The sequence below is a fragment of the Actinoplanes awajinensis subsp. mycoplanecinus genome (assembly GCF_001509495.1).
GTDB classification, from domain to species: Bacteria; Actinomycetota; Actinomycetes; order Mycobacteriales; family Micromonosporaceae; genus Actinoplanes; species Actinoplanes palleronii.
Map to the genome: position 1 here is coordinate 18,155 of NZ_LLZH01000346.1, position 21,188 is coordinate 39,342.

Annotated in this window: 18 protein-coding genes and 1 pseudogene; 10 read left to right on the forward strand and 9 right to left on the reverse strand. The window is 69.2% G+C overall.

Features of this window, described 5'->3' with window-relative positions; genetic code table 11:
• Positions 1-198: 198 nt before the first annotated feature.
• Positions 199-1,617 carry a PhoH family protein gene (locus ADL15_RS49600; protein WP_067708150.1) on the reverse strand — a complete coding sequence of 473 codons (1,419 nt, stop codon included), beginning with the start codon at positions 1,615-1,617 and terminating at the stop codon, positions 199-201.
• Positions 1,618-1,890: 273 nt separating this feature from the next.
• Here ADL15_RS49600 and otsB point away from each other — a divergent pair, with 273 nt between their 5' ends.
• Positions 1,891-2,697, forward strand: coding sequence for a trehalose-phosphatase (otsB, locus tag ADL15_RS49605; protein WP_067708154.1), 807 nt, complete (start codon positions 1,891-1,893; stop codon positions 2,695-2,697).
• A 541-nt stretch (positions 2,698-3,238) separates the two neighbouring features.
• On the opposite strand, the gene ADL15_RS49610 is transcribed toward otsB, so the two are convergent.
• Together ADL15_RS49610 and ADL15_RS49615 are read right to left on the reverse strand one after the other, a co-directional pair.
• Positions 3,239-4,009 carry an isoprenyl transferase gene (locus ADL15_RS49610; protein WP_067708157.1) on the reverse strand — a complete coding sequence of 257 codons (771 nt, stop codon included), beginning with the start codon at positions 4,007-4,009 and terminating at the stop codon, positions 3,239-3,241.
• A gap of 129 nt (positions 4,010-4,138) precedes the next feature.
• Positions 4,139-5,944, reverse strand: coding sequence for a phosphoenolpyruvate carboxykinase (GTP) (locus ADL15_RS49615; RefSeq protein WP_067708159.1), 1,806 nt, complete (start codon positions 5,942-5,944; stop codon positions 4,139-4,141).
• 299 nt (positions 5,945-6,243) lie between these two features.
• Between ADL15_RS49615 and ADL15_RS49620 the strand changes: the two genes are divergently transcribed.
• From ADL15_RS49620 to ADL15_RS49630, 3 genes are read left to right on the forward strand one after another with little or no spacing between them, the layout of a single operon-like run.
• Positions 6,244-7,008: a sigma-70 family RNA polymerase sigma factor gene (locus ADL15_RS49620; RefSeq protein ID WP_067708162.1), complete on the forward strand. Its 765-nt coding sequence runs from the start codon at positions 6,244-6,246 to the stop codon at positions 7,006-7,008.
• 52 nt (positions 7,009-7,060) lie between these two features.
• Positions 7,061-7,579 carry a GtrA family protein gene (locus ADL15_RS49625; RefSeq protein ID WP_232345120.1) on the forward strand — a complete coding sequence of 173 codons (519 nt, stop codon included), beginning with the start codon at positions 7,061-7,063 and terminating at the stop codon, positions 7,577-7,579.
• 37 nt (positions 7,580-7,616) lie between these two features.
• Positions 7,617-8,165 carry a GtrA family protein gene (locus tag ADL15_RS49630; protein WP_067708165.1) on the forward strand — a complete coding sequence of 183 codons (549 nt, stop codon included), beginning with the start codon at positions 7,617-7,619 and terminating at the stop codon, positions 8,163-8,165.
• A 6-nt stretch (positions 8,166-8,171) separates the two neighbouring features.
• Here ADL15_RS49630 and ADL15_RS49635 read toward each other — a convergent pair whose 3' ends face one another.
• From ADL15_RS49635 to ADL15_RS49645, 3 genes are all read right to left on the reverse strand, one after another.
• Positions 8,172-8,741: a PH domain-containing protein gene (locus tag ADL15_RS49635; protein WP_067708167.1), complete on the reverse strand. Its 570-nt coding sequence runs from the start codon at positions 8,739-8,741 to the stop codon at positions 8,172-8,174.
• A gap of 4 nt (positions 8,742-8,745) precedes the next feature.
• Positions 8,746-9,600 (reverse strand): biotin--[acetyl-CoA-carboxylase] ligase, encoded by an 855-nt coding sequence (locus ADL15_RS49640; RefSeq protein WP_067708170.1) that lies wholly within the window; start codon positions 9,598-9,600, stop codon positions 8,746-8,748.
• Between the two features lie 156 nt (positions 9,601-9,756).
• The gene (locus ADL15_RS49645) at positions 9,757-10,857 is read right to left on the reverse strand and encodes a chromosomal replication initiator protein DnaA (protein ID WP_157442101.1); all 1,101 of its coding nucleotides are present in this window, start codon (positions 10,855-10,857) and stop codon (positions 9,757-9,759) included.
• Positions 10,858-10,980: 123 nt separating this feature from the next.
• On the opposite strand from ADL15_RS49645, the gene ADL15_RS49650 reads away from it, so the two are divergent.
• On the forward strand, positions 10,981-12,552 hold the full coding sequence (locus ADL15_RS49650; protein WP_067708200.1) for an acyl-CoA carboxylase subunit beta: 1,572 nt from the start codon (positions 10,981-10,983) through the stop codon (positions 12,550-12,552).
• A gap of 131 nt (positions 12,553-12,683) precedes the next feature.
• On the opposite strand, the gene ADL15_RS49655 is transcribed toward ADL15_RS49650, so the two are convergent.
• The 3 genes and pseudogenes from ADL15_RS49655 to ADL15_RS57330 form a co-directional block, all read right to left on the reverse strand.
• On the reverse strand, positions 12,684-13,418 hold the full coding sequence (locus ADL15_RS49655; RefSeq protein WP_067708176.1) for a M50 family metallopeptidase: 735 nt from the start codon (positions 13,416-13,418) through the stop codon (positions 12,684-12,686).
• A gap of 60 nt (positions 13,419-13,478) precedes the next feature.
• Positions 13,479-13,691, reverse strand: a complete 213-nt coding sequence (locus ADL15_RS49660) for a hypothetical protein (RefSeq protein WP_067708178.1) — start codon at positions 13,689-13,691, stop codon at positions 13,479-13,481.
• Between the two features lie 1,587 nt (positions 13,692-15,278).
• Positions 15,279-16,817, reverse strand: a pseudogene (locus ADL15_RS57330) (serine/threonine-protein kinase); the annotation flags it as partial.
• 101 nt (positions 16,818-16,918) lie between these two features.
• On the opposite strand from ADL15_RS57330, the gene ADL15_RS52445 reads away from it, so the two are divergent.
• From ADL15_RS52445 to ADL15_RS49680, 5 genes are all read left to right on the forward strand, one after another.
• Positions 16,919-17,116, forward strand: coding sequence for an acyl-CoA carboxylase subunit epsilon (locus ADL15_RS52445; RefSeq protein ID WP_083972674.1), 198 nt, complete (start codon positions 16,919-16,921; stop codon positions 17,114-17,116).
• An 88-nt stretch (positions 17,117-17,204) separates the two neighbouring features.
• Complete coding sequence (locus ADL15_RS49670) at positions 17,205-17,810, forward strand: hypothetical protein (RefSeq protein ID WP_067708181.1); 606 nt, start codon at positions 17,205-17,207, stop codon at positions 17,808-17,810.
• Positions 17,810-19,036: a hypothetical protein gene (locus tag ADL15_RS53820; protein ID WP_157442102.1), complete on the forward strand. Its 1,227-nt coding sequence runs from the start codon at positions 17,810-17,812 to the stop codon at positions 19,034-19,036. Before ADL15_RS49670 ends, ADL15_RS53820 begins: the two co-directional genes overlap by 1 nt.
• Positions 19,037-20,137: a S8 family serine peptidase gene (locus ADL15_RS52450; RefSeq protein ID WP_083972673.1), complete on the forward strand. Its 1,101-nt coding sequence runs from the start codon at positions 19,037-19,039 to the stop codon at positions 20,135-20,137.
• A 182-nt stretch (positions 20,138-20,319) separates the two neighbouring features.
• A complete protein-coding gene (locus tag ADL15_RS49680) occupies positions 20,320-20,934 on the forward strand; it encodes a Maf family protein (RefSeq protein WP_067708186.1) in 615 nt (204 codons plus the stop codon).
• Positions 20,935-21,188: the final 254 nt, after the last annotated feature.

The following is a 21,188-nucleotide window of genomic DNA, read 5'->3' on the forward strand; positions in this document are numbered from 1 at the left end:
CACCGCGACCCGAATCGGCCGCCGCCTCGCACCCGCGAGGGGTGGCCTCAGTCGATCTTCGACTTCACAGCCACGCGGTGGTGCTCGCCAGACACCATGGCGCAGCGTGAAGGGGATGTGAAATGCCAGCGCGGATCTGTGACTTTAGTCACCGGATCTTTCACTACATTCGGGACAAAGACCCGCGCTGGCGTCACCTCACAGGGGAATGTCCTCCAACAGGTCGGTGACCACCTCGGCGATCGGGGATCGCTCCGAACGGGTCAGGGTCACATGGGCGAAGATCGGATGCCCCTTCAGCGCTTCGATGACCGCCGTGACACCGTCGTGCCGGCCGACCCGCAGGTTGTCCCGCTGCGCCACGTCGTGCGTCAGGATCACCCGGGAGTTCTGGCCGATCCGGGAGAGCACGGTCAGCAGCACGTTGCGTTCCAGCGACTGGGCCTCGTCCACGATCACGAACGCGTCGTGCAGGCTGCGGCCACGGATGTGGGTCAGCGGCAGCACCTCGAGCATGCCGCGGGCCATCACCTCCTCGACCACGTTGGCGTGCGCCACCGAGCCGAGGGTGTCGAAGACCGCCTGCGCCCAGGGCGACATCTTCTCCGACTCGCTACCGGGCAGGTAGCCGAGCTCCTGGCCGCCGACCGCGTACAGCGGGCGGAACACCACCACCTTCTTGTGGCGGTTGCGCTCCATCGTCGCCTCCAGGCCGGCGCAGAGCGCCAGCGCGGATTTGCCGGTGCCGGCCTTGCCGCCCAGCGAGACGATCCCGATCGTCTCGTCCAGCAGGATGTCCAGGGCGATCCGCTGCTCGGCGGAGCGCCCGCGCAGCCCGAACGCGTCCCGGTCACCACGGACCAGCTTCACCGACTTGTCCGGGTTGACCCGGGCCAGTGCCGAGCCGCGCGGCGAGTGGATCACCAGGCCGGTGTGGCAGGGCAGGTTCTCGGCCTCCTCCAGCTCCAGCTCGTCGCCGGCGTAGAGCGCGCTGACCTGCTCCTCGTCGAGCTGCAGGTCGGCCATACCGGTCCAGGTCGGGTCGCTGGCCTGGCCGTGGCGGTACTCGTCAGCCGGGATGCCCACCGAGGCGGCCTTGACCCGGAGCGGCATGTCCTTGCTGACAAGCGTGACGTCCCGGCCCTCGGCGGCCAGGCCGAGCGCTACCGAGAGGATCCGGGTGTCGTTGGAGTCGTTGCGGAAACCCTGTGGCAGCGCGCTCTGATCCGCGTGGTTCAGCTCGACACGGACCGTGCCACCCTCGTCGTTGCAGAGCACCGGCTGATCCAGCCGGCCGAATTTGATCCGCAGCTCGTCCAGCATCCGCAGCGCCTGCCGGGCGAACCACCCGAGCTCGGCGTGGTGACGTTTGCCCTCCAGTTCGGAGATGACCACGAGCGGGATGATCACTTCGTGGTCGGTGAACCGGCGGAACGCCGCCGGATCGGACAGCAGGACCGAGGTGTCCAGGACGAAGACCCGGCCGGCCGGGGCAGGCTCGGCATCGGTGTGCCGGTCACGGGCCTTGCGGCTCGTGGTCGTGGCACGGGTCCTGGTGACCTTGTCGGCCGGGTCGGAAGAAGAAGCGACACCGGCATCGGTACGGCGAGATGTCACAGGCCTGCTCCAGCGGGCGTGCAACCCGCCACCCGCGGTCCGCCACCTCCGGCCGCCGGCACATGCACAGGGCAGGGATGCGGGCCCTGTGGCGCAAGTTGTCGCAGGTCCGGGCCGGCCGGCTGGCTCGGGATGACCCCGTGCCATGACTCAAACGCTAGCGGTCAACAGCCTCCCGCGGTAGTGCGCAAAATCGGGCACTCCCGGGTGACGCTCGCCCCACGCGAATTCCGCCGGGCATAAAAGGGGACCATCCGCGGGTAGTCTGGCGACGTGGCAGAGACCGAGCGTCCGACCCATCCCGCGAGCGCTGACGACGCTTGGGCGCGCACCGTTGCACATGCGTCCAGGACCACGTTCTTCTTCGATTTCGACGGCGTCCTCTCCCCGGTGACGAAGGACCCGTCCGTATCCCAACCGGTGCCCGAGGTGCCGGGCGTGCTGGAACGACTGGCTGCCCGGGTCGCCCGGGTGGCGATCGTCTCGGCCCGTCCGGTGGACTTCCTGCGAAGCAGGTTCGCCGCCCTGGAGCACGTCGACCTCTTCGGCCTCTACGGCCTCGAGGTCCTGCACGAGGGCAAGGTGGTCACCACACCGGCCGCCCTGGAGTACGAGGAGCCGATGGCCGCGCTGGCCGCCGACGCCCGCTCCGCACTGAGCAAACCGGTCTTCGTGGAGTACAAACGACTCTCCGTCGCCCTGCACTACCGCGAGTGCCCGGAACGGGCCGCCGAGGTCGAGCAGTGGGCCCACGAGCGCGCCGAACGCGACAACCTGAAGATCCAGCGCGGCCGGATGGTGGTCGAGGTGAAACCGCCGGTCGATCAGGACAAGGGCATGGTGATCACCGAGGCCGTCCGGGACACCGGCTGCGCCTGGTATTTCGGGGATGACATGTCGGATATCAAGGCATTTGATGCGCTGCGAGCGCGGGAGGCTGTGGACCCGGCGTTCTTCGGGATGGCGATCGCGGTGGCCAACGACGAGACCGGCGCGGAGGTGTCGAGCGCGGCGGATCTGACGCTGGCGTCACCTACCGCGGTGGCGAAGTTCTTGACTGAGGGCTTGGGGCGGTTCTAGAGGTTTTCCACGGTCGCGGGTTGTCCACAGGGCAGCCCGCGACCGTCTTCTGTCTCCACCACACTGTCTTGCGGGGGCTCCCCCAGGGAGGGCGGGACTGGGTGTGGGGGCTGTTGGTGGAGCTGCGGGGCGCGCGGCGGACCCGGCGGCCGGCCCCTGGCAGGGCCATCCCGGCCGTGTGAAGCTTCGGTCAGATCCTGACCACAACTCCCCACCGTCGCCGGCCTCCGCCGCTGCGTGGGGAGTTTGGGTGCGGAGCGCACCCAAACTTCACACACTCACCGGCTTCCGGTGCTGCGTGGGGACTTTCGGTGCGGAGCGCACCCAAACTTCACACACTCACCAGCTCCGGCGCTGCGTGGGACTTTCGGCGCGGAGCGCACCCAAACTTCACACACTCACCAGCCTCCGGCGCTGCGTGGGGACTTTCGGCGCGGAGCGCACCCAAACTTCACACACTCACCGGCTTCTGCCGCTGTGTGGGGAGTTTGGGTGCGGACTTTATGCACTCTGGGGCGGGGTCCGCTGCGTACCGGAGAGGTCAGGCGCCGTAGCGGCGCTGGCGGCTGCCGTAGGACCGCAAGGCGCGCAGGAAGTCGATCCGGCGGAAGTCCGGCCAGTTGGCGTCGTGGAAGTAGAACTCCGAGTGCGCCGACTGCCAGAGCAGGAACCCGGACAGCCGCTGCTCGCCGCTGGTCCGGATGACCAGGTCGGGGTCGGGCTGGCCGCGGGTGTAGAGGTGCTCGGCGATGTGCTCGACGTCGAGGATCTCGGCGAGTTCCTCGAGCGTGCCGCCGGACGCCGCGTGCTGCTGCAGCAGGGACCGGACCGCGTCGGTGATCTCGCGCCGGCCGCCGTACCCGACCGCGAGGTTGACCTCGACGCCGCCGCTGCGGTCCTGGGTCTTCTCCTGCGCGGCCTTGAGCGTCGCGGCGGTCGCGGCGGGCAGCAGGTCGAGCGCGCCCATCATCCGCAGCCGCCAGGGGTTGCCCGCCTCGGCCAGCTCGGTCGCCAGATCCTCGATGATCCGCACCAGCGGGTCGAGTTCGGCGGCCGGGCGGCGCAGGTTGTCGGTGGCCAGCAGGTAGAGCGTGACGTGCTCGATGCCGGCCTGGTCGCACCAGGTGAGCAGCTCCTTGATCCGGGCCGCGCCGACCCGGTGGCCGTCGTTCGGATCGACGAAGCCCATCTCGCGGGCCCAGCGGCGATTGCCGTCACACATCACGCCGACATGGCGGGGCACCGGCTTGCCGGCCAGTTTCCCGGCGAGCCGCCGTTCGTAAAAGGAGTAGACCAGGGACCGCACGTTCATCACCGCAAAGCGTAGCCACCCCCGCGGTCACCCCGAGCGGGGGCCGTACGCCACGGGACCAACCGCGCCCAGATGCGCCCGATCGGCCACCGGGCGCTCGCCCCTTGGCGCAGGGGCGAGCGCGATCGGTCAGGCGTCGGCGAGCCGGGCGCGCAGCGCGTCCAGCTCGGCCCAGAGCACCGTGGGCAGCTTGTCGCCGAACTTCTCGAACCACTCGGTGACCTGCGGGATCTCGGCCAGCCACTCGTCCTTGTCGACGCGCAGCACCGCCTCGACGTCGGCGAGCGAGATGTCCAGGCCGGTCAGGTCGAGCGACTCCGGGGTGGCGACGTGCCCGATCGGGGTCTCCACCGCGTCGGCCTTGCCCTCCAGCCGCTCGACGACCCACTTGAGCACCCGGCTGTTCTCGCCGAAGCCGGGCCAGAGGAAGCCGCCGTCCTCGTCGCGCCGGAACCAGTTCACGTAGAAGACCTTGGGCAGCTTGGACGCGTCGCCGGAGGCGCCCTTGGCCATGTCGATCCAGTGCTGGAAGTAGTCGCCGGCGTGGTAGCCGATGAACGGCAGCATCGCCATCGGGTCACGGCGGACCACGCCGACCTGGCCGACCGCGGCCGCGGTCGTCTCGGACGACAGGGTCGCGCCCAGGTAGACGCCGTGCACCCAGTCGCGGGCCTCGGTGACCAGCGGGATCGTGGTCTTGCGGCGGCCGCCGAACAGGATCGCGTCGATCGGCACGCCGCGCGGGTCGTGGTACTCGTCGGCGAGGATCGGGCACTGCTCGATCGGGGTGCAGAACCTGCTGTTCGGGTGGCTCGACGGCGCCTCCGACTCCGGCGTCCAGTCCTGGCCCTTCCAGTCGGTCAGGTGCGCGGGCGGCTCGCCCATGCCCTCCCACCAGATGTCGCCGTCGTCGGTCAGCGCCACGTTGGTGAAGACCGAGTTGCCCTTGGCGAGCGTGCGCATCGCGTTCGGGTTGGTGTGGAAGTCGGTGCCGGGCGCGACGCCGAACAGCCCGAACTCCGGGTTGGTCGCCCACAGCCGGCCGTCCTCGCCGAACCGCATCCAGGCGATGTCGTCGCCGACCGTCTCCACCTTCCAGCCCGGCAGGGTCGGCTCGAGCATGGCCAGGTTGGTCTTGCCGCAGGCCGACGGGAACGCGCCGGCGATGTACCGGACGGTGCCCTCCGGCGAGGTCACCTTCATGATCAGCATGTGCTCGGCGAGCCAGCCCTCGTCCCGGGCGGCCACGCTGGCGATCCGCAGCGCGAAGCACTTCTTGCCGAGCAGCGAGTTGCCGCCGTACCCGGAGCCGAAGGACCAGATCTCCCGGGTCTCCGGGAAGTGCGAGATGTACTTGGTCTCGTTGCACGGCCACGCGACGTCGTCGTCGCCCTCGGCCAGCGGCGCGCCGATCGAGTGCAGCGCGGGCACGAAGTCCGCGTCGTCGCCCAGCGCGGTCAGGACCTCGGCCCCCATCCGGGTCATGATGCGCATGCTCGCGACGACGTACGGGCTGTCGGTCAGCTCGACGCCGAACATCGGGTTCTCCGCGTCCAGCGGTCCCATGCAGAACGGGACGACGTACATCGTCCGGCCCCGCATCGACCCCCGGTACAGCTCCGTCATCAGGGCCTTCATCTCGGCCGGCGCCATCCAGTTGTTGGTGGGCCCGGCGTCGGCCTCGTCGGCCGAGCAGATGAAGGTGCGTTCCTCGACCCGCGCCACGTCGGACGGGTCGGTACGCGCCCAGAACGAGTTCGGCTTCTTCTTGTCATCGAGCCGGACCAGAGCGCCGGACTCGACGAGCTCATCGGTGAGGCGGGTCCACTCGGCGTCCGAACCATCGCACCAGACGATCCGGTCGGGCGTTGTCAGGGCGGCGACCTCGTCGATCCACGCCAGCAAGCGGGGGTGCGAGGTGTGGGGGTGAGACAAAGTGAAGCTCCTTCGGTCGGCACTGACCAATGACAGATCGGCCGGGGAAATCCGGCTGTTGTCATGGGAGTCACATCAGATTAGGCCCCATCCCCATGCAGTTCATCGGTTGAACCTGTGGACAACCGCACATTCTTTGGCCGCGGTGCGCAATGACGAGCGATTCTTCGCCGCTTGGTGCACGAGCGAGCAATCTCGCCAGCCACACCGCCACTCTCGACAACTTTCACAAAAGGGACTTAAGCCTTAAGCTTTCACCTAATCGGGCTTTCCTCGCAGTTCCTGCCACAGGAGGCGGAATGACGACCCCGGGCAACGACGTGGACTCGGACACGGATCTGCTCACCGCCGTCCGGGCCGGCGACACCGCCGCATACGGGACGCTCTACGAGCGCCACCATGCGGCGGCGCGATCGTTCGCGTTCGGCCTGGCGCGCGACCCCGCCGACGCCGACGATCTGGTCGCCGAGACCTTCGCCAAGCTGTTCGCCTCGCTCCGGGCCGGCCGCGGGCCCCTCGTCGCGTTCCGCGCCTACCTGCACACCACCATGCGGCACGTCTGTTACCAGCGCGCCCGCTCCGACCGGCGACTGGAGTTCACCGACGACCTGAGCCGCTACGACGCCGGCGAGCCGTACACCGACCCGGCGCTGGAGCGGCTCGAGCGCAGCTTCGCGGCGGCCGCCTTCCGCCAGCTGCCGGCCCGCTGGCGCGACGTGCTCTGGCAGACCGAGGTGGAGGGCAGCACCCCGGCCGAGCTCGCGCCGCAGATGGGCCTGACCCCGAACGCGGTGGCCGTCCTCGCCCACCGCGCCCGGGAGGGACTGCGCAGCCTCTACCTGCAACAGCACGTCACCGCGGCGGAGCACCCGGAGTGCCGGTGGGCCGGTGACCGGCTGGGCCCGCAGGTGCGCGGCCGGCTCGCCGCGCGCGACACGCACCGGATGCGTACCCATCTCGGACGGTGCGCGGAGTGCCGCGGGCGGCTCGACGAGATCCGGGAGATCGACGGGTTCCGGCACTCTCCGTACCGGCAGCGTGACCATGCCGGCACCGCCGGTTGAGGTTGTGCAACGGGACGGGCGGGGCGAGCGGGGCGACGGTACCTTGGGTCGCGTGCCTCCGACCTCAGCGCGGCCGACCGGTCTACGCACCCGGCTGCGGGCGCTGGCCCGGGAGGCGGGCAAGTTCGGTGCGGTCGGCGGCGTCGCGTTCGCCGTCGACCTGCTCATCTTCAACCTGCTGCTGAACGCGGGCAGCGAGACCCTGACCGCCAAGACCTGCTCGACGATCGTGGCGACCACCCTGGCGTTCGCCGGCAACCGGTTCTGGACCTGGCGGCACGGCGACCACACCCACCTGGCCCGGCAGTACACGACGTTCTTCGTGCTGAACGCGATCGGCCTGGGCATCGCGCTGGCCTGTCTCGCGATCAGTCACTACGGCCTCGGCCAGATCTGGCCGGCGCTGCAGAGCCCGCTCGCCGACAACATCGCGGGGCAGCTCGTCGGCACCGCGGCCGGTACCATATTTCGCTTCTGGTCATATCGAAAATTCGTATTCCGGGCCACCGTCGTCCCGGCCGAGGTGCCCCGGACCGGAAGTGTGACTTCGCCGTCACCCGGACCTCAGTGATTCGGCGTTCCCACGCCCATCCCCGTAAGGTTGCCCAATGCCCTCAGCCGCTTCGCTGACGGACCGCCTGCGCCGTCTCGCTCCGGAAGCCATCGCCTTCGGCATCATCGGAGCCGGCAACACGCTTCTCTACATGGCGATCACCTACGTCCTGCTGCCGATCGGCGCGGTCAAGGCGAGCGTCATCGCGACGGTCATCACGACCACCCTGGCGTATCTGGCGAACCGTTACTGGACCTACCGCCACCACACCCGGACCGCGCTGCGCCGCGAGTACACACTGTTCTTCGGGTTCAACCTGGTCGGCATGGTCATCCAGTCCGGCATGGTGGCGATCGGCAAGTACGGCTTCGGCCTCACCGAGAAGAACGACGAGGTGGCCTTCCTCGGTGTCACCCTGATCGGCATCGGCATCGCCACGGTGTTCCGCTTCTGGGCGTACCGGACGTTCGTCTTCCTCAAGCCGCCGGTCGACGGCCACGAGGGCGCGATCACCGAGATGGACGCGACGGCCGGCTTCGCCGAGCTCAGCGCGATCGACGTGCCGGGCAGCGCGGCCGAGCTGGACACCCGGCTGAAGAGCTGAGTCCGTTCAGCCGACGGGGCGCCGGAAGAGACCGCGACGCGGTTCCGGCGCCTCCTCCACGTCCGGGCCGTCCTCGTCGTCCTCGTCGTCGTCCGGGCTCAGCTCGATCAGCTCGTACAGGGTGGTCTGCACCTGCTGGGCGTGCGGCACCCCGGCCAGCCGGGCGCTCTGCTCCCCGATCGAGTCGATCACCAGGGTGCCGGTGCCGAACATCCGGTCCAGCAGCGACTGGCTCAGCGCGTGGTCGTTGACCCGGTTCAGCGGCAGGTCGCGGCGTTCCCTGGTGAGGATGCCGTGCTGCAGCAGGATCCGGTCGCTGGTCAGCACGTAGTGGGTGCACCGCCACTGGGCCAGCGGATGCACCGCGTAGCGCGCGCCGTGGTAGATCGTGATCGCGGCGACCAGGCCTAGCCCGATCCGGCCGCCCTCGTTGTCCGGCAGCAGCACCCATGCCATGACCAGGGCGGCGACCGTCAGGATCAGCACCAGGACCGGGCCGACCACCGACTTGCCGTGCGGACGCAGGTGGAGGACGACCTCCTCCTGCTCCGAGAGAATTTCCGCCGGGAACGCCACCCGATCAGCGTACGTGCAGCACGTCACCCGCCGAGACGCGATGTTCCTGATCATCCCCCGTACGGACCACCAATCGGCCGTCCCGGTCCACCGTGGTCGCCTCGCCGATCAGCTCGCCGCCGCCGGGCAGCAGCACCCGGACGCCGCGGCCGATCGTGGCGCATCGCCGCTGGTACTCGCCGAGCAGCCCGCACATCTCGGCGTCGCCGCCGGACTCGCGCCAGCCGGTGTACCACCGCTCCAGGCCGCGCAGCAGCGCCCGCAGCAACGGATCGCGGTCCAGGCTCTCCGCGCCGGCCAGCCGCAGCGAGGTGGCCGGCACCCCGGTGGTCTCCGGCAGCTCCTCGGCCCGGGTGCTCACGTTCAGTCCGATCCCGACGACGACCGCGTCGCCGGACATCTCGGCCAGGATCCCGGCGCACTTGCGCTCCGCGACCAGCAGGTCGTTCGGCCACTTCAGCGCGGCCTCCACCCCGGCCACCCGGGTCACCGCCTCGGCAAGTGCCACCCCGGCCAGCAGCGGGAGCCAGCTGACCGAGCCCGGTCCGGTCGGCGCCCAGTCGCGGGCCGGGTCGGCGGCGCCGGGTCGCAGCAGGACGCTCAGGGTCAGCCCGGCCCGGGCCGGGCTGTGCCACTGCCGATCCCGCCGGCCCCGGCCGCTGACCTGCCGCTCGGCGACGATGACCAGGCCCTCCGGCACACCGCTGCGCGCCGCGTCGCCGACATCCGCGTTGGTGGAGCCGGTCTCGGTGCGCACGTCGATCCGCGACCAGAGCGCGCCGGGCTGGACCAGGGCGCGGGTCAGCGCGCGCTCGGAGAGCGGCGGACGGTCCAGATCGGTGTACCCGGAAGCGGCCATCCCGCGAGCCTATGCCCCGGCCGCGGCCGGGCTGGTCCTCAGGGGTGCGTCCGGGCCCGTGACACACCCCTGAGGACCAGCCGACGAACCGTGACCGAACCGCGGGCGGCGCGGGGGCACGGTCGCCGGTCTTGCCGGGACGCGCGGCGGGACGGGTCAGCGGGAGTGGCGGCTGCGGTAGGCGGCGTCGGGTTCGGCGGCGGCGACCGGGCGGGGGCGCGGCCGGGGCCGGGGTCCGCGTTCCCGGTCGCGGTCGCGGGCCGGTTCGACGTCCCGGCGGCTGCGCCGCGCCGGGTCGACCCAGGACGATTCGTCATTGTTTCTTCCGGTACGGACGGAGCCCGGTTCCCCCGACCGGGGCAGCACGGTGCGGCCCTCGTCGCGGGCCCCCCACGCGCGGGCCGGCCGGACCTGGCGATCCGGGCCGGGCGGCGGCCAGGTCGGCACCAGCGTGGTCGGCTCGGCGGCCTGCACCGGGGTCAGATCAAAACCGGTCGACGGCTCGTAGGCCGGGGCGGCCGGGAGTCGCTCCACCCGGACCGGCCAGCCGTAGCCGCGGGCCGACGGCTCCGGGTCGGCGTAGAGGTCGTCCGGCACCGGTGTCCAGTAGTCACCGGCCGGTGGACGGTCGTCCAGATCCGGATAGTGGGGGCGGACCCAGCCGTTGATCCGGTCCGAACGGTCGGTCATCGGTTGCCGCGGGGGCGGGACCGGGTCGGCGTACCGGGGCTCCCCGGCGTACGGCAGGTCCCCGTCGTACGAGAGCCGGCCCGCGTACGGGAGCTCCTCGGCGTACGGAACGTCGTACGAAAAATCGGTGTCAGCAGGAAGGGTGCCGGAATCGTCCGTCGCGGGATCCTCCGGCGGGCCCGCCTGCCAGGCGCTGGTGTCGATGAACCGGGAGGACTCGCCGACCTCGCCGTTCCAGGACTCCGTGCCGTCAAAGGAGGGCTCGCCGCTCCAGGACTCCGTGCCGTCGACGGACGCCTCGCCGTTCCAGGACTCCATGCCGTTCAGGGAACGTTCGCCGGCCGGGGCCCGGGCCGGCGGGGCGGCCCCGGCGACCGAGCCGGTGTCGAAGAGCTCGGGTTCGGGCTGCGGGCGGCTCCGGGGTGTCGTCTCCCCGCGCGGGCGGCGCGCACCGGCGTCGTCCGCTCCGTCGTCACCGGCGCCGAACAGCACGGCCCGGAAACTGATCAATGTGGCGAGGCCGCCCGCGATGAAGGCGAGCCCGGCCGCGGTCATCCAGTTCGTCACGTGAGGCGTAACGAATGGGACAAGCGGTATGAAACGGACGCCTAGCGACGCCCCCTGCACGAGCGTTCACCTCAACTACGATCATCGAGGAGTGCACCGCCGCCTCGAAGCGTGGAGAACCCCGTGACAACGCAGCCCGACATCCACACCACCGCCGGCAAGCTCGCCGACCACGCGAACCGTTCGGAAGAGGCGGTTCACGCGGGTTCCGCGCGAGCCGTCGAGAAGCAGCACGCGCGGGGCAAGAAGACCGCCCGGGAACGGATCGAGCTGCTGCTCGACAAGGACTCGTTCGTCGAGCTGGACGAGCTGGCCCGGCACCGGTCGACCGCGTTCGGGCTGGAGAAGAACCGCCCGTACGGCGACGGGGTGATCACCGGATACGGCACCGTCGACGGCCGCCAGATCTGCGTGTTCTCCCAGGACTTCACGATCTTCGGCGGCTCGCTCGGCGAGGTCTTCGGCGAGAAGATCGTCAAAGTCCTGGACCTGGCCATGAAGATCGGCTGCCCGATCGTCGGCATCAACGACTCCGGTGGCGCGCGCATCCAGGAGGGTGTCGTCGCGCTCGGCCTGTACGCCGACATCTTCTTCCGCAACGTCCGGGCCAGCGGCGTCATCCCGCAGATCTCCCTGATCATGGGCCCGTGCGCGGGCGGCGCGGTCTACTCCCCGGCGATCACCGACTTCACCGTGATGGTCGACAAGACCTCACACATGTTCATCACCGGCCCCGACGTGATCAAGACGGTCACCGGTGAAGAGGTCGCGATGGAGGAGCTCGGCGGGGCACGCACCCACAACACCCGCAGCGGCAACGCGCACTACCTGGCCTCCGACGAGGAGGACGCGATCGACTACGTCCGGGCACTGCTGTCATACCTGCCCAGCAACAACATGGACGAGCCCTCCGTGACCGACTCAGCGGAGGACCTCTCACCGGGCGACGCCGACCTCGCACTCGATCGACTGATCCCCGACTCGGCGAACCAGCCGTACGACATCAAGACGGTCGTGGAGACGGTCGTCGACGAGTTCCTCGAGGTGCAGCCGCTCTACGCGCAGAACATCGTGGTCGGGTTCGGCCGGGTCGAGGGCCGGCCGGTCGGCGTGGTGGCCAACCAGCCGATGCACTTCGCCGGGACGCTGGACATCGCGGCAAGTGAAAAAGCCGCCCGATTCGTACGTACCTGTGACGCGTTCAACATTCCGGTACTGACGTTCGTCGACGTACCCGGGTTCCTGCCCGGAACCGGCCAGGAATGGGACGGGATCATCCGGCGCGGGGCGAAGCTGATCTACGCGTACGCCGAGGCGACCGTCCCCAAGGTCACCGTGATCACCCGGAAGGCGTACGGCGGGGCGTACGACGTGATGGGGTCGAAGCACATCGGGGCGGACATGAACTTCGCCTGGCCCACGGCGCAGATCGCGGTGATGGGGGCGCAGGGGGCCGTGAACATCCTGTATCGCGGGGAGCTGGCCGCGGCGGAGGATCAGGTGGCTCGGCGGGGGGAACTCATTCGCGAATATGAGGACACGCTGGCGAACCCGTACATCGCGGCGGAGCGGGGGTATGTGGACGCGGTTATCCGGCCGTCGGAAACGAGGGGGCAGGTGACGCGGGCGCTGCGGATGCTGCGGACCAAGCGGGAGACGTTGCCGCCGAAGAAGCACGGGAACATTCCGCTGTAGCGGGGTGGAGGGGTTGTGCACAGCCGCAGGTTGTCCACAGGGCGCCTGCGGCGGGGCGCGGCTTCCCGGCACACTGTCTGCGGGGGCTCCCCCTGGGAGTGGTGGGCCAGGTTTCGCGCTGGGCGATCTTGCTACACGCCCGCCGGCAACCACTGCCCGGCCAGTAAGAACGCCCCCACCAGCACCGCCACCACGTTCACCACGAAGAACACACCCACCCAGAAGATCGCCGGCACGTGCGTGATCCGCGCCAGCTGATCCGGGTCCGAGTCCCGCATCCTGCCCCGGCTCCGCAGGCTCTGCAGCTCGAACACCGGCCGCACCCCGCCGAACAGCAGGAACCACACCCCGGCGTACGCGAACGCCGACTGCACCTCCGGCGTCGCGTACCAGGACACCCCGAACACGATCGCCCCGGTGACCAGCAGCGAGATCACGCCGAACAGGTTCCGGATGTTGATCAGCATGAGCAGCAGCAGGACCACGGCCAGCCAGAGCAGCAGCGTGATCCGGTTCCCGCCGAGCAGCCACGCCCCGAGCACACCGACCAGCGACGGCGCGATGTAGCCGCCGAGCAGGGTCAGGATCATGCCGAGACCGGTGGGCCGGCCGGACGACAGGGTCAGCCCGGACGTGTCGAACTCGAGTTTGATGCCGCGCAGCCGGCGCCCGGTCAGCAGCGCGAACAGCGCGTGCCCGCCCTCGTGCGCGATGGTCACCGCGTTGCGGGCCACCCGCCAGACCGGCCGGAAGGCCACCGCGAGGAAACCGGCGATCGCCGTGAGCGCCACCAGCATCCCGGGCGGATCCGGCTGGGCACCGAGCAGCTGGTCCCAGAGGTCGCTCACACCGTCGATCGACAACACGCCGGGGACTGTAGCCGATCGCGCTGTGCCATGCGTCGGACCGGTGATCCGCCGAGCTTGTCAGGCGCGGCGGCGGGCCACGGCTTTCGCCGGGCTTGCGGTCCGATTTCCCAGATTTCGTACGATGTAAAAGCCACCAGCGGCCGCCAACCCGGCTGTCACCAGCAGCACCATGACCGGTCCCGCGGCAGCCGCGATGATCGCGATGTCCGCCAGGGCGACCAGCATCCACAGCGCCAGGGTGGGCTTCTTGCCGTGTCGTCGGCAGCTCATGGGGCTCCTCCATCCGTGATCCTCGTCAACTACCCGCGTCGACGAGGAATCACGCATGAAGTTCACATTTCCGTGCGGGGTTCAGCCCGCTTTGAACCCGGCGAAGACCGAGTCGAGGTCTTTGCGCATCGCGTCCCACTCGTCCGGCTGGATGTACCAGCAGATGTTGTAGGTCGAGCCCCCGACCGAGAAACCGCGCTTCAGTACGTGCGTGCGGCTCCCGCCATTGGCGTTGTAGAGGTACTCCCAGTCCGCGGCCGGACGGCCCTGATACGTGGTCGGGGCGAGGCTGATCTTCGAGTAGCCGCTCGGCGTGCCGGAGTCCTGGAACGCCTGCACCGGGTCGTCCAGGTCACCGCCGAACTTGAAGACCAGCAGCAGCCGGCCGTCCCACTCGAACTTGTCCCCCTGACCGCTCTTTCCCACCGAGGCGTCAGCGGGCAGGGCGAGGGAGTAGCCGTTCATGTTCTTCGTCTTCCAGCCCGCCGGGACACCCGCCGCGGCCGACGCCGACGGTTTTGCCGACGGCGCGCTGGACGGGGCGGCCGACGGCTTGCCCTTGCTGGGCTGACCGGCCGCGGCCTTGTCGGTGGCCACCACGGCCGCCTTGTCGCCACCCGCCTTGCTGTCGTCCTTGCCGAACGCCTGCACCAGGATGATGCCGACCAGCAGCAGGAAGACCAGCACGATGGCCGTACCGATGATGGCTTGCCGGCGGGTCAGCGTGGTGCCGAAGACGGTGACGCCCTCGACCCGGCGGATCTCCGGGCGCACCGGCATCGGGGTCCACGCCGGCCGGCTGGACGGGGCGAACCCGCCGCGCGGCGGCAGCGGGGGAACCACCCGGGTCGCACCGTCGGCCTCGGCCGCCGATGACATCGGAGCGACCACCCGCGTCGCACCGTCCACCTCGGCGGGCGGGGACTGCGGAGTGATCCGGGCGAAGTCGACGACCGAGGTCTTGTCCTGGTCCACCGGCCCGGGGGCCGGACGGCGGCCCGGGACGAGCGCGGTGGCGGGGCGCTCCGGAGCCTTGACCGGCTCGGGCTCCGCGGCCTTCTCACGCGCCGCCTTCTCCTGCGCGGCCTTCTCTGCGGCAGCTTTCTCCGCAGCAGCCTTTTCCTGCGCCGCCTTCTCCTCGGCCGCCTTCTCTGCGGCCACCTTCTCCGCAGCAGCCCTCTCTGCGGCAGCCTTCTCCGCAGCAGCCCTCTCTGCGGCCACCTTCTCCGCAGCAGCCTTCTCCTGCGCCGTCTTCTCCGCTGCGGCCAGAGCCGGCTCGGGCTCGACGACGGCCGGGGTCGGCTCGGAATCCGCGACCTCATCCACCGGATCGGGCTTCTCGGCCGCCGGCTCGTCCGGCGCCGCAACGTCAGTGGACGCCACCGCACCGTCCGTTGCCGGGGCGGCGCTTTCCGCAGCCGGAGCGGCGGTGTCCGTCGCCTGCTCGGCACGGTCCGTCGGCACGGCGGGCTCCGCGGCCGCGCTCGCCGACGTCTCGGACCTGGTCTCGTTCTCGTTGTCGGCGGCGGCCTCCGCTGCGGGAGCCTCGGCCGACGTCTCCACGACCGCGGCCACCGGCTCGGCGGCCGGTTCCACGACCGCGGCCGGCGCAGCCTCCACCGGGGCAGCCTCGGCCGGTATGGCCTCGGCCTTCTCGGCGTCCTTCACGTCGGACGGCTCCGGCTTCGCCACCACCGGGTAGGCGCCGGTCGCCGCGGCGAGGGACTGCTCGTGCTCCGGGGCGGCCTGCTTACGGCGGTTGGCGGCCACGTCGGCGGCGGTGAAACCGACCCGCGCGGTGTTCACCGCAGCGGCCTTCGGCTCGATCGGCGTCGCCCGGCCGGACACGGCGCCAGGCCCCGGACGGGCGGCCGGCGGCGTGGACCGGGTACCGGAAAGGTTCGCCGGACCACGCGTACCGGAAGGGGTTGCCGGCTCGTCGACGACCGCGGGCCCATCAACCTTCGTCGCGTCCAGCGGCTTCTGGCCCGGACGCGCCGCAGGCGCGGGCGGCGTGGCCTTACCCACCGTGGCCTTGCCCGGGGTGAAGACCGGACGACCGGCCGGCGGCGGGTTGCCCTGACCGCTGTTGCCCAGGCCGCCACCGCTCTGCGGACGGTTCGGCTCGGCCGGACGGGCCACCGGCGGACGCGGCGTGGGGACCACCGGCGCGGACCCGGTGGCGGCGACGAACCCGCTGCCCGGCAGCACCGGCGGGCCACCCGGGCCGCTCGGCAGCGACGGGCGCTCCCGGCCGACACCCGGACGGCGCATGGTCGGGCTCATCGGGAAACTCAGCTTCGACCGGCGCCCGGAAGCCCGCGCCAGCAGGCGCTCCGCCTCCTCGGCGTCGATCCGGTGCGCCGGATCCTTGCGCAGAAGCCCATTGAGTACGGCCTTGAGCGGTCCGGCGTTCTTCGACTGCGGCACGTTCTCGGTCGCCAGGGCGGCGAGCGTGGCGATCGCCGACGGGCGGGCGAACGGCGACTGCCCCTCGACCGCGGCGTACAGGGTGGCGCCCAGCGACCACAGGTCGGCGGCCGGACCGGCCGTGCCGTCGCGGGCACGCTCCGGAGCGATGTAGGCCGGTGACCCGAGCACCAGACCGGTACGCGTCACGTTCGGGTCGCCGGGGACGGTGGCCAGACCGAAATCGGTCAGCACCACGCGGCCGTCGCCACCCATCAGCACGTTGCCCGGTTTGACGTCGCGGTGCACGACGCCGGCCCGGTGTGCGGCCTTCAGCGCGTTCAGCACCCCGAGCCCGATCTCGGCGGTGCGGACCACGCTGAACGGGCCGTCCTCGGCGATGACGTCCTGCAGCGAGCGGGACGGCACGTACTCCATGACGATCCACGGGTCGGCGTCCGTACGCAGCACGTCGAAGACGCGGACCACGTTGATGTTGTTGAGGCGGGCGATGGCCCGGGCCTCGCGCAGGGAACGCTCGCGCATCTCCTGCCGCTCGGCGGGCGTCAGTCCGGGCGGGGGGACCAGTTCCTTGATCGCCACCTCGCGGTGCAGGACGACATCGGTCGCCCGCCAGACGCGACCCATCCCGCCCTGACCGAGCGGCGCGACAAGCCGGTACCGATCAGCGACGATGAGCGGGGGAGAAGAAGACATCACGCAGAAAATACCTGGTTCTGTCGAGCGGCCGCGAATTGATCAGCCGAGTGTGGGACACGTGTCACCGGAAGCCGGAGCAACCGTCGTACGCTCGGCCGATGAACGAGGAACCGTTGCTCGGCGTCGTACGTGGAAGCCTAGACGATCATGAGCTGGCCGCTCTGGTCGCCATCCTGGCAGTTCGATCCAACGCGGTCAATTGCGGAACCAAGCCGCAGACCACCTCAGACTGGATCCGATCAGGCCGTCCAGCAGCAGCCCCCCGGTCCTGGAAATCATCGGCTCTCCCTCGCTGACGTTCACCCGACTCACCACCCTGCCGTCATCCACAGGGGATTTCCACAGGGCTCGATGTGGCGTGCGGTAAGCGGTTAATCTCGCTGAGTGGCTCCCAACGACGACCGCACACCGTCCTGGCCGCCCGATGAAGGCCAGATCGCGGCCGACATCACCGCGATGGAGGACTTCGCCGCCACACTTCTGGCGGAGGTCGACCACGACTACGCCCCACACGCCGACACCCTGGCGAACCAGATGCTGGCCCGCCTCCCGGCCGCCGACGCCGGGTTCAACGAGCTTTCCCTGTTTCACGGTGTCCTCGAAACCGCACAAGACACCTGCCAGCAGAACATCTACAACTTCGCGAACGGCACACACGGCTTCGCCAAGGCCGCTGAGCAGGTAAGCGGCATGTACCGGGGCGCCGACGCGTTCGCCAGCGCCCGCCTCACGGACGTGGAATCAGCCCTGGCAACCGCCGGCCTGCTCCCCGCTCCCCCTCCCGGCCCCGGCCCCGGCCCCGCAGCCCCCAGCTCACCCGCAGCCCTCGGCTCCCCCGGCTCCCCCGGCTCCCCCGGCTCTTTCTCAGCTTCCGAGTCCCCCGCGGCTCCCGGCGCCTCCGCAACTCCCGCCGCCCCTGCCACCGCGGATTCCTCCTCCGGTCCCGGGTCCCCAGCAGCTCCCGATCCTCCCTCGAAGGGAGTCCCCTGATGATCGACGACGCGGACCGCACCCGAGGCACGGAGTGGTCCTTGCTGACCGTCCCGCAGATGTGGTCGATGCTCGCCCCACACGACGGCACCGCCCACAAGAACTTGCTGGTCACCTGGAAGAAATCCGCCGACCTGCTGATCGACCACTGGTCCCGCGTGAAGCGCTACCGCGAGAACCTGGCCGACGCATGGCCCCCGGAGAGAAGCAAAGCCTCCGCGAAATACCTGGAACGCCTGGACGACCTGATCGCCCACATAATCGCCACCCACCACGCCACGGTCGAAAACCACCACGCCCTCGGCGCGGCAACCTCCTCCCTGGTCGGCACCCGCCGAAAGCTCGCCGCCATCACCGAGGAGTACACAGCCAACCAGGCAACCCTGAACGCCTACGCCTCCCGGCTCCAGGACAACGCCACCGCCACCGGCAAATGGCGAGCCGCCCTACCCCACCCCCCAGCAGCCGCAGAGGCCCGCCAGCGCGACCTCCAGCTACAGGCCCAGCACCTGATGTCAACCCTCAGCACCGACCTGGCCCAGGCCCAGCTGCTAATCACCAACCCTCAGCTCTACAACCCTCAAAACAGGCTTCAAGATAGTGAGCCATTCAATTCTGGAGCAGCCGAAAGACCTTCGCTGACCGGAACCTCGTCCGCAAACGTTCATCCCGCACAAAAATTAATTAATCCGTCTACCGCCTTGCCAGATCAGGGCCTTTTTGCTCCTCGCCCGGATGCGCCAATATTGAGCAGTATTGAACAATCAAAGACAAGCCTTACACCAATCTCAACGGCTTTCACGCCCCCGACTGGTCGGTCGAATTCCATCGGAGACAAAAACGAGCAATTGCCAATGTACCGCCAACCAGGTAGCACGCGATCAGGCCTTGGCTTTCCTGCAGAATCCAAGGGAGAATCAACGCGCGGGGGACGCGGCATGTTACCGGGCGGGATAATTGGCACCTCCCCCGGAACCGACAATACACGACCCGGAACCAACATACCGAAAACGCAAAAAGTAAATCCTCCCGGTGGCGTGATCGGGCAGCCCGGATTAGTCGCATCACCTCCGGTCCCTCGTTGGGATAAATCGCATGCACCTGAATACCGCAAACAGCATTGGGATCTGGACAATCCCTGGGCGACAGGGGAGGGGGTCGCCCCAATCTTGCTTCCGTCGGAGAAAAAGAAAATCGACCCAGGACCCGTCATCGGACTTTCTTAGATGCTTTCCAACGCTAAGAGCAAGATCATTAATTTAACTGCTTCCATCGCGGCAATACTGACCCTACCTGCGCCTATTTGCAGGGATCTGGTGCGGGATTCCGAATGGCATCTCGATTTCCTCAAGATAAAGGACGCCCATGCAATCAGTACCGGCGCCGGCATAATCGTTGGGCTGCCCGACACCGGAATACATCCCCATCACGACATTTCCCACAATCTCATAGCCGGAAAGAACCTCATCGACACAGCAAATAGCGAAGACACCGACGACGAAAACGGTCACGGGACGGAGCTAGCTGGCCTAATTGTGGGCCATGGACACGGCACCGGCGAAGGCATACTTGGGATCGCCCCTTCCGCACATCTGATTCCAATCAAGGCTTACAAAACGGCCCTCCCGAACTCCAAACTCACGGAGGGAATCGCCCTCGCCTCAGAAATGGGCGCCCAGATCATTAATGTTTCGGCCGGAACCAGCCCATCGAGAGACCTGCAGGCCGCAATCCAAGCCGCCAAGCAGGCAGATGCCGTCGTCGTTGCCGCGTCGGGAAACGATACAAGTACCGCCAAATTGAGCTACCCAGCGGCACTACCTGGCGTCCTTGCTGTCGGCGCAATCGACAGAACTGGAAAACACGCCGCATTCTCAATATCGGGACCAAACATAAGCCTCTGCGCGCCCGGAGACGAAATTGTTACTACCGGACTAGACTCTGGGTACCGAAAAGCGCGGGGAACTTCTGCTGCGGCTGCGATTGTTTCTGGGGCGGCGGCGTTGGTTCGGGCTCGGTTTCCTGGGCTTTCGGCTCGGGAGGTTGTTCATCGGCTGACGGCTACTGCTACCGATATTGGGGCGCCTGGGCGGGATGAGCAGTGTGGTTATGGGGTGCTCAACATCGTCAAGGCGCTGACTGCGGACGTTCCGCCGCTGGGTGTTGCGTCGCCAGGGGCTGAGGGGTCGCGTTCAGCAGCGGGTGAGGCTGATCCGGCGGGGCGGGGCTGGGGGGTACGGGTTCTCGGGGGGATCGCGGCAGTGCTCGCCGGTGGGGTGGTCGTGGGGTTTCTTGCTGCTCGGCGGCGGAAGTGGCGGCGGTTCTGAGCCGTGGCGACCGATGTCGACACCCGTGCGGCGGCGAACGCGGCCTGGTGCCCGGCGAGCGGGATCGCCGGGAGTGCGCCGAGCGGAGGTTCGGGGGCGGGATTGGGGTTTGTCAGCTTTCCCGATGGAACATGGGGCTTGCGGGCACTTTTGTACCGGCAAGGCTTGTAGTCTCACTTTTCGTGCAGAGTGACAACGCGTACCGGCTGATTCTTGCCTCGGCCAGCCCTGCCCGGCGGGCGCTGCTCACCGGGGCCGGGATCGACGCCGAGATCATCGTCAGCGGTGTGGACGAGAGCGTCGTGGAGGCCGAGGACGCGTACACGTTGAGTCTCGCGCTGGCCCGGATGAAAGCGCGGACCGTGGCGGCGGAACTGCCCGCGGATCCGGGGGCGCTGGTGCTCGGCTGCGACTCGGTGCTCGCCTTCGAAGGAGAGATCTTCGGGAAGCCGGCCGATGCCCGGGAAGCCGCACAGCGTTGGATGGCGATGCGCGGCAAGTCCGGCGTGCTGCACACCGGGCATCACCTGACCGGGCTGGTCAGTGGGCTGCAGGCGGAAGCCGTCGGTACGACCGTGGTGCACTTCGCCGACGTGACCGATGCGGAGATCGAGGCCTACGTAGCCTCCGGTGAGCCGCTCCAGGTGGCCGGGGCCTTCACGCTCGACGGGCGCGGTGGCGCGTTCGTCGAACGGATCGAGGGCGACCCCGGCAACGTGATCGGACTGTCCCTGCCGCTCCTGCGGACCCTGCTCGCGCAGATGAACATCCCGATCACGACGCTCTGGCGGCGCTGACCCCAGCCCGGCTGGGCCCGGCGGCCCCTATGCAGGACCCATAACGGCCGCCAGGACCAGCTTGGGACCTCACCAATGCCACTTGGCTTGATTTGACGTGCCGGTAGCTCCTGGATAGGGCGGTAAGAGTCCGCACTGCCAGATCGCGTGCGCCTGCCGCCCACCCGGGGGCGGTGCGCGCACGCACAACCCGACCGCGGACCGCCACCGCCCCCAACCCGACCCACCGCGGACCCCAACCGCCCCTTCAGCAC